The sequence below is a fragment of the Pseudomonas sp. BR20 genome, assembly GCF_050780135.1.
Lineage (GTDB): Bacteria > Pseudomonadota > Gammaproteobacteria > Pseudomonadales > Pseudomonadaceae > Aquipseudomonas.
This window is the reverse complement of record NZ_CP172012.1, coordinates 5,106,350-5,118,314: the sequence shown is the minus strand read 5'-3', so window position 1 is coordinate 5,118,314 and position 11,965 is coordinate 5,106,350. Positions and strand designations below refer to the sequence as shown.

The 11,965-nt window shown below is 59.8% G+C and carries 6 protein-coding genes; 3 read left to right on the top strand and 3 right to left on the bottom strand.

All coding sequences use genetic code 11. The annotated features are described in order from the left end of the window. Window positions 1-214: 214 nt before the first annotated feature. On the top strand, window positions 215-1,075 hold the full coding sequence (locus tag ACHPFG_RS23505; protein WP_431700560.1) for a DMT family transporter: 861 nt from the start codon (window positions 215-217) through the stop codon (window positions 1,073-1,075). A gap of 29 nt (window positions 1,076-1,104) precedes the next feature. Here ACHPFG_RS23505 and ACHPFG_RS23500 read toward each other — a convergent pair whose 3' ends face one another. Continuing rightward, the gene (locus ACHPFG_RS23500; protein WP_431700559.1) at window positions 1,105-1,989 is read right to left on the bottom strand and encodes a DMT family transporter; all 885 of its coding nucleotides are present in this window, start codon (window positions 1,987-1,989) and stop codon (window positions 1,105-1,107) included. 52 nt (window positions 1,990-2,041) lie between these two features. Then, on the bottom strand, window positions 2,042-3,652 hold the full coding sequence (locus tag ACHPFG_RS23495; RefSeq protein ID WP_431703513.1) for a methyl-accepting chemotaxis protein: 1,611 nt from the start codon (window positions 3,650-3,652) through the stop codon (window positions 2,042-2,044). Between the two features lie 402 nt (window positions 3,653-4,054). On the opposite strand from ACHPFG_RS23495, the gene aceK reads away from it, so the two are divergent. Then, window positions 4,055-5,776 carry a bifunctional isocitrate dehydrogenase kinase/phosphatase gene (aceK, locus tag ACHPFG_RS23490; protein WP_145337004.1) on the top strand — a complete coding sequence of 574 codons (1,722 nt, stop codon included), beginning with the start codon at window positions 4,055-4,057 and terminating at the stop codon, window positions 5,774-5,776. A 132-nt stretch (window positions 5,777-5,908) separates the two neighbouring features. Here the strand turns inward: aceK and ACHPFG_RS23485 are convergent, their stop codons facing one another. Further along, window positions 5,909-6,319 carry a hypothetical protein gene (locus ACHPFG_RS23485; protein WP_431700558.1) on the bottom strand — a complete coding sequence of 137 codons (411 nt, stop codon included), beginning with the start codon at window positions 6,317-6,319 and terminating at the stop codon, window positions 5,909-5,911. 1,503 nt (window positions 6,320-7,822) lie between these two features. On the opposite strand from ACHPFG_RS23485, the gene hrpA reads away from it, so the two are divergent. Continuing rightward, window positions 7,823-11,734 (top strand): ATP-dependent RNA helicase HrpA, encoded by a 3,912-nt coding sequence (hrpA, locus tag ACHPFG_RS23480; protein ID WP_431700557.1) that lies wholly within the window; start codon window positions 7,823-7,825, stop codon window positions 11,732-11,734. Window positions 11,735-11,965: the final 231 nt, after the last annotated feature.

The window sequence follows — 11,965 nt, the reverse complement described above, 5'->3', positions numbered from 1 at the left end:
TGGCGCCGTGCGCGAACAAGCAGCCTGTGCAGATCAGTCACTACCCCCCACCTGTCAGTAGCACCCCGGTGTACGCAGTCGTATCACCGCCGGGTGTTGGCATTCCGGGCTGATCAGCGCGTTGCTGTTCCTGCTGTGCCTGCCTGAAAAAAACTACTGAATTTCAGCATCTGCTGCTGAATCGGCTTTTTTTGCCTGATTACAGGTGGTATCCATGTCCGTTCTTTCGAAACACTCCGTGGCCGCGGCGGCCTCGACGAGCCTGTTTGTCCTGCTGTGGAGCAGCGGGGCGATCTTCTCCAAACTGGGCCTGGCCCATGCGTCACCCTTCGCGTTTCTGTTGATCCGCTTTGCCGTCGCCCTTGCAGGCTTGGTGGTGCTGGTGCCGATCCTCAAGCTGAAACTGCCGCGTCCCGGCAAGCCCATGCTGTACGCGGCGGCAACCGGATTGGTGTTGTTGGGGGCCTATCAGATTTTCTATCTGCTGGCCCTGGACCTCAACGTCACCCCCGGCGTCATGGCGACCATCATGGGGGTGCAGCCGATCCTCACCGTGGTGCTGATGGAGCGCCAGCGTTCCTGGCGTCGGATGTTCGGCCTGAGTCTGGGCTTGGCCGGGCTGATCATGGTGGTCTACCAAGGCATTGGGCTGTCGGGCATGTCCCTGGCCGGGATGCTGTTCGGGCTGTTGGCCCTGGCAAGCATGACCTTCGGCTCGATCATGCAAAAGCGCATCACCGACAACCCCCTCGGCACCCTGCCGGTGCAGTACCTGGCGGGGCTGTCGTTGTGTTCGGTGTTTGTGCCGTTCCAGCCGTTCCATGTTGAACACAACGCCGGCTTTTACCTGCCGGTGCTGTGGATGGGCTTGGTGGTGTCGGTACTGGCAACGCTGTTGCTGTACCGTCTGATCGCCCGGGGCAACCTGGTGAATGTCACCAGCCTGTTCTACCTGGTGCCGGCGGTGACGGCGGTGATGGATTACCTGATCTTCGGCAACCGGCTGGCGGTGCTGAGCCTGTTGGGGATGGGCTTGATCATCATTGGGCTGGTCTTCGTGTTCCGCAAAAACTGACCCCCCCGTAGGTGCCGGCCAGCCGGTGCCTACGGTTTTCGAGGCCGCAATACCAGCCACAACGCCCCGGCAATCAACATGCCGCCATATAAATGCGCCATTGATAACGGTTCGTCGAGCAACAGCGCCCCCCACAACACCCCAAACGGCGGGATCAGGAAGGTGGTGGTCATCGATCTCACCGGTCCGATAGCGGTGAGCAGCCGGAAGTACAAAACATAAGCAAACGCCGTACACACCAATCCCAACCCCAGCAACGACAGCCACACCTGCCACCCACCCCAGCTCGGGGGCGGATGGCTGATCGCGCTGTAGGCAAACAACGGCAGCAGAAACAGCGTCGCGCCCAGCATGCTGCCCAGGGCCGCGAGACGACTGTCCAATCCGCCACGCTGATCCAGCCAGCGCCTGGCGAGGAACCCGGCAAAGCCATAACAGGTGGTAGCCAGCAGGCAGGCCAGTGCGCCCATCAATAATTCCAGGTCAAACGCCACCGGCCCCGCGCGAGTCAGCACGCCCACGCCGAACAGGCCCAGGCACACCCCGGCGATTTTCGACGCGGTGAGGCGCTCACTGAAAAACAGCCCGCCAATCAACACGCCCATCAACGGCGTGGTGGCATTGAAGATCGCCGAGTAACCCGCCGGCAGCACCTGGGCGGCCACCGAATACATGGTCGCCGGGATCCCCGAGTTGATCACCCCCAGCAACAGGACCGTCTTGAACTTGCCCTGGAAATCCCAGCGCACCCGCATCACCGCCAGCATCACCAGCAAGCCTGCGGCGGCAATCGATACGCGGAAAAATGCGGTCGGCACCGTGCCGATTTCCGGCGCGATGATGCGCATGAACAGAAAGCTCGCGCCCCAGATGGCGGCGAGCCCCAGCAGGTAAAGGGTGTCAACAGGCCTCACGGAACACTCCTACATCAATAAGGCGGCGAGTGTTGCACGCCGCTTTCACTGGTTACAGAACAAACCGCGTTACCAGCCCATTGAGGTCCACCGCCAGCCGCGACAGTTCCTGGCTGGCGGCCGAGGTCTGGGTGGCGCCGGCGGCGGTCTGGGTGGAGAGGTCGCGGATGTTCACCAGGCTGCGGTCCACATCACGCGCTACCAGTGCCTGTTGCTCGGCGGCGCTGGCTATCACCAGGTTGCGCTGGCTGATCTGCGAGATGGCGGCGGTGATTTTCTCCAGGGCGCTGCCGGCGCCGTTGGCCCGTTGCAGGGTCTGGCCGGCGTGTTCGGCACTGCTCTTCAACGCTGTGACCGTATCCTGGGTGCCTTGCTGGATACCGGTGATCATCTGCTCGATTTCTTCGGTGGAGTCCTGGGTGCGCTGTGCCAGCGAACGCACCTCGTCGGCGACTACCGCGAACCCACGCCCGGCTTCACCGGCACGTGCCGCTTCAATCGCTGCGTTGAGCGCCAGCAGGTTGGTTTGCCCGGCAATGCCGCGAATCACTTCCAGCACCTTGCTGATGTCCTGGGCCTGAACCGCCAGGCCTTCGGCCTTGTTGGACGCGCCGAGCACTTCGTCTACCAGGTTCTGGATCGAGTTGATAGTTTCGCTGATCTGGTAGTGGCCGTGCTTGCTGTCTTCATCGGAGGCCTGGGACGCCTCGGCGCTGGACACCGCATTGCCCGCGACCTCGTCCACCGCCGTGCTCATCTCGGTCACGGCGGTGGCAGCCTGCTCGATTTCATCGTTCTGCGCCTGCAGGCCGCGCGTGCTTTGTTCCATCACCGAGCTCATTTCTTCGGCGGCGGAAGCCAGTTGCTGCGCCGATTCGCTGATGCCACGGATGGTGGTCTGCAGCTGCACTTGCATGGTCGCCAAGGCGGTCAGCAATTGCGCGGGTTCGTCATGGCCGCGCACCACAATCGGCTGGCTCAAGTCGCCGGCGGCGATGGTGCGAGCCACCTTCAGGGCCTGGCCGATCGGCGCGGTGATGCTGCGGGTCAGCAGCCAGGCCAGCAGTAAGGTGGTGATCAGGGCGACGGCGATAATCAGGCCGACAATCCACTGTGCGCTCGAATACATCCGTGCGGCCGAATCAGCCGCTGCTTCGACGCCGTTCTGGTTAAAGACGATCAGTTTTTCCAGGCTCTGGCTCAAGATCGTGCCCTGAGGGGCGAGGCGGCTGACGAGCAGGTCGAGGGCGTCTTGCTGTTGATCCTTGTCCACCAGCGCGACCATCTGCCCGACGATGGCCAGGTACGTTGCGACATTGCTCTTGAGGGTTTTCAGCAGATCGCGCTCTTCGTCATTGCTCAGCAAGGTTTCATGGCGATCGAGCAGGGCTTGCAGTTCGTTGCTGGTACGGCTGATCAGGCCTCTGCTGGTGTCACGCACGCGAGATTCGTCGGTGCTCACCAGGCGCAGGGATTCCAGGCGGATGGTGGCCACCAAGGCTGCGCTGTCGTGGATATTCTCGATGCTCGGCATCCACGACTGTTCAATGACCAGCGCGCTTTCGCGCAGCTTGGTCATCTGGCCCAGGCCAAACATTCCCACAATCACCAGCAAGCTGGCCAAAACCCCAAAACTCAGGCCGGCACGCAGACCGATCCTCATATTCCTCAATGACATCTCAATGCTCCTTGGGCGATTAGAACCTGCTCCCGGATCGGTCTTCGGACCTTGTTAGGGTGGGAGAGGGCGCGCTGTATATCAAAGTGCCATTAAGGTGGTAATCGGGGTTTCCCTTAGTTGGATCCAAAGCCCTGCGGAGGGTGCGCGCCCGTGCTGGCTGGCGGTTTCCCGCCTCTACCGGCCAGGCCACGATGGTAAAGGCGTGTGGATAAAACACGCTGGGACTGTAAGGGGCGTTTATTGACCAGATGGTCGAATTAAAAAATTGAAAATAAATGTACGAAATGAACAGAGCCGTACAAGTCAGTGCAAAAAATGACCCTTCTCCTGCCTTCGTACACTGGCTAAGCTCAGGGCTTCCAGATACCCGTAGAGGTTTCCCGCATGTCGACATCCACGCCCGCCCTCGCTATCGCCCGCACGATCCTCGAAGGCTTCGACGATTACCGCGAGCACTTTCGCCAGATCACCGATGGCGCCCGCGAGCGTTTCGAAAAGGCCCAGTGGCAGCAGGGGCAAGCGGCCTCGGCGGCGCGGATCAACCTGTATGAAGACAAGGTCGGTGAAGTGACCACGCGCCTGCGTGGGAATTTCGAGGGCGGCACATTGTTCGACATTGATCTATGGCCGCTGGTGAAAAGCGCCTACATCGGCCTGATCGACCTGCGTTTTGACGATGAGCTGTCCGAGACCTGGTACAACTCGATCTTCTGCGGCCTGTTCAGCCATGACCTGATCAGCGACGGCTGCATGTTCATCCACACCACTCGGCCGAGCCTGCGCCGGGCACGGGCGGCACAAACCCGGATCTACGCGCCTGCCGGCCAGATTCCCGAAATGCTCGCGCAGATTTTTGCGGACTATCGTTTCAGCGAGCCCTACGCCGATCTGGCGGCCGACCTGGGGCGCCTCGAAATCCAACTGCGGGAAAACCTGCCGGACTGGGTGTGCAAGGATCCGGACCTCAAGGTCGAGCTGTTTTCCTCGGTGCTCTACCGCAACAAAGGCGCCTACCTCGTAGGGCGCATCTACACCCGCGACGAGCAATGGCCCCTGGTGATTCCGCTGCTGCACCGCGAAGGGCAGGGCATCCAGATCGATGCGTTGATCACCGACGAGGCGGAGGTGTCGATCATCTTTTCGTTCACCCGTTCCTACTTCATGGTCGACGTGCCGGTACCGGCGGAATTCGTCGGCTTTCTCAAACGCATCCTGCCGGGCAAGCACATCGCCGAGTTGTACACCTCGATTGGTTTCTACAAGCACGGCAAATCGGAGTTTTACCGCGCGCTTATCAACCACCTGGCCACCACCGACGATCAATTCATCATGGCCCCCGGCGTACGTGGCATGGTCATGAGTGTGTTCACCCTGCCGGGCTTCAACACCGTGTTCAAGATCATCAAGGACCGATTTTCACCGTCGAAAAACGTCAACCGCGCCACGGTGATCGAGAAGTACCGCCTGGTCAAAAGCGTCGATCGCGTCGGGCGCATGGCCGATACCCAGGAGTTTGCCGACTTCCGCTTTCCCCTGAGCAAGTTCGAGCCCGAGTGCCTGGCTGAATTGTTGGACGTCGCTGCCGGCACCGTCGAAGTGGAAGGCGACACCGTGCTGATTCGCCACTGCTGGACCGAACGGCGCATGACCCCGCTGAACCTCTACCTGGAAAACGCCAACCCCGCCCAGGTGCGTGAAGCCCTGGAAGACTACGGCCTGGCGATCAAGCAACTGGCGGCGGCGAATATCTTCCCCGGCGACATGCTGCTGAAGAACTTCGGCGTTACCCGCCATGGGCGCGTAGTGTTTTATGACTATGACGAAATCTGCTTTCTCACCGAGGCCAACTTTCGCCACATCCCCGCGCCGCGTACCCCCGAGGACGAAATGGCGTCCGAGCCCTGGTACTCAATCGGCCCGCTGGATGTATTCCCGGAAGAATTCCCGCCGTTTCTGTTCGCCGATGCCGGCCAGCGCAAGTTGTTCGATCAACTGCACGGCGAGCTGTACAACGCCGATTACTGGAAAGGCCTGCAGGATACGATTCGGGCGGGCAAGGTGATTGATGTGTTTCCGTATCGGCGCAGGTGGGGAGAAGTGTCTTGAACCGCTCAGTCACTGTGGTTTAGCACACCCTGGAGTGTGCCTACTGAAAAAAAACTACTGGCAATTATAAAAGTGCCAGTAGTTCAAGGTGATGCAGGTTATAAGTCGATATGTCTAATGGTTCGGTTGAGTTTACTTCAGGAATGGCATGTCTTTGTTAGTTTCCAGTATCTTGTCACTCCAGTTAGTCAAACGATTCCTGCCTGTTTCGTTGGGCGAACTCATCTGGCCATAAGCCGTTGCCTGGTAGAGGTCATTCATCGAATCTTTATACGTTTTGTCGATATTCTTGGTTGAATGTCCTTTGTCCTGCAATTCAATTTTTCTCTGTAGCAAACCTATAGGCTTGTCAACGTGACTTTGGCCGAATTTGGACGTAGGGAAGTCGGTGGGGAGACTTTTTAAAGTTTCAATGGTTTTCCACGAGCTGGAGGAAGATGCCGATGCACCTTGTGGCATGCTGTCGGGCGTACGTTGGTGCTTTTCCGCAAATGAATGTCCATAGCCTCCGACACGAGAGGGAGACATGCGATCTATAGGCATAAAAACTCCGATGAACACTGTTGTTGATGATTGAGAAACAGCGCGCCGAATATAATTTCGACATTACATCGGCGCATCAGCGATTTCTCACAAAAGTGCGAGATGCTTCTTTATTCCTCTGGTGAAATAGTTTTCTATGTTTTTCAATGGCGTATTCAAGTATCGAATAGAAAAAGACGCGTCTTCTTGGCTTTTCTTTCGTTAAAGGTTACTCATGAAGCGCATTCCTCGATTGGCCTGGCTTGTAGTGTGGTAGTTCGCGATTCGATTGGCTGTCAGGTTGGTGGCTGGCGCGGATGGAGTACGGCTATTACTCGTCGAACGCTGCGTACCTGTTGCTTGCGCATAGCTGGGAGGGTGTTCATAGGGCGGCGGGTTTCGAGGATTCGTTGCTTCGGCGTAGGAGGGCGGGTTGTCTAGGCGCATAGTGGACGGACTGATCTCCATGGAAACTCCTGTTCACGTTAAGAAATGAAGGTTGGCCAGATGTGTCTGGAAGTTTTATTGAACCGTTCACACGCCATCCATTCCATCGGACTTATGCTGTTAAAAAGACAGAATGATCCACTCGGTGTCGTAGTAAATATCCTTGTAGGCGGTAGGTCAGCGCAGTCATGATTGGCTGACCGTCTCCAGACTTGCCGAAATCTTCGACAATTCCTTCCTCTTTGATGACTTACGCTGTGCAGGCCTCACCAACCTTACTTAAAAAACCGTTACCGCCCTGATGACTGACCAAGCGCCCGCTATCGACCAACTGCTGAAAAACCTCGACCACGCCATGCTCGTCGACCGCCAGCGCTTGCGGCGCCAGCCCGTCGGTGATTCGCTATGACGACAGCCTGCCGATTGCGGCCAAGCGAGCACGTTGAATAGTGGGTTCTTGCGCTTTGCACTATTGGCACCCAGGCATTGGGGGCCAATAGTTCGAGGCAGTGCGAAATCCCAGGATTGCCTATTTACGACGTGGGCCTGAACGGTGAGCTGTCACTTTAAAAGCGAGACAATATGTGCATCCCGAGCCTTGCCAGTCCGCTTGTAACGCTGTTTGCGATTCGATTCTCCCTCAGGTTGGTGGCCGGCTCGGATGGAGCACGGCTATTACTGGTCGAAGGCTGCGTACCTGTTGCTTGCGCGTAGCTCGGAGGGTGTTCATAAGGCGGCGGGTTCCGAGGATTCGTTGCTTCATCGTAGGAGGGCGGGTTGTGCGATAGCGTAGTGGACGGCCTGATATCCATGGAAGCTCCGTTTCACGTTAGGTTGGTGTCTGGAAGTCTTATTGAACCGTTCACATGCCATCCATCCCATCGGACTGCTGCTATTGAAACTACCGAATGGTCCACTCCGTGTCGTAGTAAATATCGTCGTCAGTGGTAAGTCAGCGCAGTCATGATTGACTGACCGTCTCCATACTTGTCGAAATCTGCGACAATCCCCGTCCTCTCTGACGACTTACGCTGCGCAGGCCTCACCTGCCTCACCCAAAAGACCCTTGCCGCCCTGATGACTGACCAAGCGCCCGCTATCGACCAACTGCTGAAAAACCTCGACCACGCCATGCTCGCCGACCGACACCGCTTGCGGCGCCAGTTGCTCGAGCTGCGCAGGAAGCCTGACGAGGAGAAGCTGGCGCAGTGGGTGGCGCGCATGCAGGCGTCCTGCGCCCAGGTCACGGCGCGGCGTGCCAGCCTGCCGGTGATTCGTTACGACGACAGCCTGCCGATTGCCGCCAAGCGCGATGAGATCAAGGACGCGCTGCTCAAGCATCAGGTGCTGATCATTGCCGGCGAAACCGGCTCGGGTAAGACCACCCAGTTGCCGAAAATCTGCCTGGAAATCGGCCGCGGCCAATACGGCCTGATCGGCCATACCCAGCCACGCCGGATCGCCGCGCGCAGCGTTGCCAGCCGCGTCGCCGAAGAGTTGGCCACGCCGCTGGGCGCGTTGGTCGGCTATCAGGTGCGCTTCGAAGACCAGAGCGACGCCAACACCCTGATCAAGCTGATGACCGACGGCATCCTGCTGGCGGAGACCCAGAACGACCGTTACCTGGAACGCTACGACACGATCATCGTCGACGAAGCCCACGAGCGCAGCCTGAACATCGACTTCCTGCTGGGTTACCTGAAAACCCTGCTGCCGCGTCGTCCGGACCTGAAAGTCATCATCACGTCGGCGACCATCGACCTGGAACGTTTTTCCAAGCACTTCGACGACGCACCGATTGTCGAGGTGTCGGGTCGTACCTTCCCGGTCGACACCTGGTATCGCCCGCTGACCCTGGAACAGGACGAGGAAGGTAACCGTGTCGAAGACGACCTGACCGTCGACCAGGCGATCCTTGCCACCCTTGATGAGATCGCCGCCTATGAGCGCAGCGAACGGCGCAGTCCCGGCGACGTGTTGGTGTTTTTGCCCGGCGAGCGCGAGATTCGCGACGCGGCCGACATGCTGCGCAAGGCCCAGCTCAAGCACACCGAGATCCTGCCGTTGTACGCGCGCCTGTCGCCGGCCGAACAACAGCGCATTTTCCAGTCCCACCCAGGGCGCCGCGTGGTACTGGCGACCAACGTCGCGGAAACCTCGCTGACGGTGCCGGGCATTCGTTATGTGATCGACAGCGGCACCGCTCGCATCAGCCGCTACAGCTACCGCGCCAAGGTGCAGCGCTTGCCGATCGAGGCGATTTCCCAGGCCAGTGCCAACCAGCGTAAAGGTCGTTGCGGCCGGGTGGAGCCGGGGATCTGCATTCGGTTGTACAGCGAAGAGGATTTTATCGGGCGTCCGGAATTTACCGACCCGGAAATCCTGCGCACCAACCTCGCGGCGGTGATCCTGCAGATGCTGCACCTGCGCCTGGGCGAAATCACCGACTTCCCGTTTATCGAACCGCCGGACGGCAAGGCCATCAGCGACGGCTTCAACCTGTTGCAGGAACTCTCGGCGGTCGACCGCAACAGCCAGCTGACCCCCCTGGGCCGCCAGTTGGCGCGCCTGCCGGTGGACCCGCGCATGGGCCGCATGCTGCTCGAAGCCGCCAAGCTTGGCAGTTTGCAGGAAGTGTTGATCGTGGCCAGTGCCATGTCGATCCAGGACCCGCGCGAGCGCCCACCGGAGCGCCAGCAGGCCGCCGACCAGGCCCATGCACAATGGAAGGACCCGGATTCGGACTTCGCCGGGCTGGTCAATTTGTGGCGTGGCTTTGAAGAGCAGCGCCAGGAGCTGACCGCCAGCCCGCTGCGCAATTGGTGCCGCAAGAACTTCCTCAATTACCTGCGCCTGCGCGAGTGGCGTGACTCCCATCGCCAGTTGAGCCTGATCTGTCGCGACATGCAGTTGACCGTCAACAAAGAGCCGGCAGACTTCCCCAAGCTGCACAAGGCGGTGCTGTCCGGTCTGCTCAGCCAGATCGGCCAGAAGACCGAAGACGGCGATTACCTTGGCGCGCGTCAGCGACGTTTCTGGATTCACCCGTCCTCGGGGATCGGCAAAAAACGCCCGCAATGGCTGATGACCGCCGAACTGGTGGAGACCACCAAGCTGTATGCACGCATGGTGGCGAAGATCGATGCCGACTGGATCGAACCGCTGGCCGGGCACTTGATCAAGAAAAACCACTTCGAACCCCACTGGGAGAAGAAGCGTGGCCAGGTGGTGGCGTTCGAGCAGATCACCCTGTTCGGACTGATCGTGGTCGGGCGTCGGCCGGTGCATTACGGGCCGATTGACCCGGTGGTGTCGCGCGAGCTGTTTATTCGCGAAGGTCTGGTACGCGGTGAGATCCAGTCCCGCGCCAAGTGCCTCACGGCCAACCAGCAACTGCTGGAGCAACTCGACGAACTGGAAGCCAAGGCGCGCCGCCGCGATATCCTGGCCGATGAAGAAACCCTGTACGCCTTCTACGATGCACGGCTGCCGGCGGAGATCCACCAGACCGCCACCTTTGACAGCTGGTACAAGGTCAACAGCCAGAAAGATCCGCAGTTGCTGATCATGCGCGAAGAAGACGTGCTGGCCCGCGAGGCCAGTGAAGTCACTGCCGCGCATTACCCGGACACCCTGCACCTGGGCGATCTGGAACTGGCCCTGAGTTACCACTTCGAACCCAACCACCCCCGCGACGGCGTGACCCTGCGCGTACCGGCACCGCTGCTGCCGGCCTTGCCGCCGGAGCGTCTGGAGTGGCTGGTGCCTGGGGTGATCGAAGCCAAGTGCATCGCCCTGGTGCGCAATCTGCCCAAGGCCCTGCGCAAGAACTTCGTGCCGGTGCCGGATTTCGTCAAGGCGGCGTTGCAGCGCATCGAGTTTGGCCAGGGCTCGCTGCCCCAGGCATTGGGGCGCGAGTTGCTGCGCATGACCGGGGCGCGGGTCAGCGATGAGGCCTGGGCCGAAGCGGCGCAGCAGGTGGAAAACCATCTGAAGATGAACCTGGAAGTGGTCGACGGCCAAGGCAAGTTCCTTGGCGAGGGCCGCGACCTGGCCGAGCTGACCGCGCGTTTTGTCGAAGCCAGCCAGGCCGCGCTGGCCGTGCCGCACACCGCGAAAAGCCAGCAGCCGGTGGAGGCCAAGGTGTTCGCGGCGGTGGCCGAGAAAACCCAGCAGAAGATCGCAGGGCTGTCGATGACGGTCTACCCGGCGCTGGTGGAAGACAACGGCACCGTGAAAGAAGGACGTTTCTCCACCGCCGCCGAGGCTGAGTTCCAGCACCGCCGTGCGTTGCAGCGCCTGCTGATGCAGCAATTGGCGGAACCGGCGAAATTCCTGCGCGGCAAATTGCCCGGCCTGACCGAACTGGGCCTGATGTACCGCGAACTGGGGCGTATCGATGCCCTGGTGGAAGACATCCTGCTGGCCAGCCTCGACACCTGCGTGCTGGACGGCGAAGCCAGTTTGCCGCGTGACGGTGCCGGTTTGGCGGCGCTGGCTGAACGCAAGCGTGGCAGTTGGACCGAACACGCCGAACGCCTGGCGCGCCTGACCCTGGAAGTGCTGAAGCTCTGGCATGGCCTGCAAAAGCGCTTCAAGGGCAAGATCGACCTGGCCCAGGCCGTGGCCCTGAACGACATCAAGCAGCAATTGAGCAACTTGGTGTATCCCGGCTTTGTGCGCGAAACCCCGGCGCAGTGGTTCAAGGAATTGCCGCGTTTTCTCAAGGCCATTGAATTGCGCCTGGAGAAACTGCCGAGCCAGGTGCAAAAGGACCGCGTGTGGAGCAGCGAGCTGGGCGGCCTGTGGGCGCAGTACCAGAACCGCTTGAACAAGCACACCCAGGAAGGCAAGCGCGACCCGCAACTGGAGCTGTATCGCTGGTGGTTGGAGGAATATCGGGTGTCGTTGTTTGCCCAGCAGCTGGGTACCAAGGTGCCGATTTCCGACAAGCGCTTGAGCAAGCAGTGGAGCCAAGTAGAGCCCTGAAGCTCTCCCTGTCTCCAAGACTGAGCAGGTCCAAATGTGGGAGGGGGCTTGCCCCCGATAGCGGTATATCAGTCACAGAATCTTTGTCTGACACACCGCTATCGGGGGCAAGCCCCCTCCCACATTGAAACTTGATGGCGTTTTGATCAGGGTGTTTGTCCGGCATATGGCGCCAAACCCCAGGGTTTGTGGCAAACTTCGGGGTTATAAATGCCGGGATCGTCGTGATGG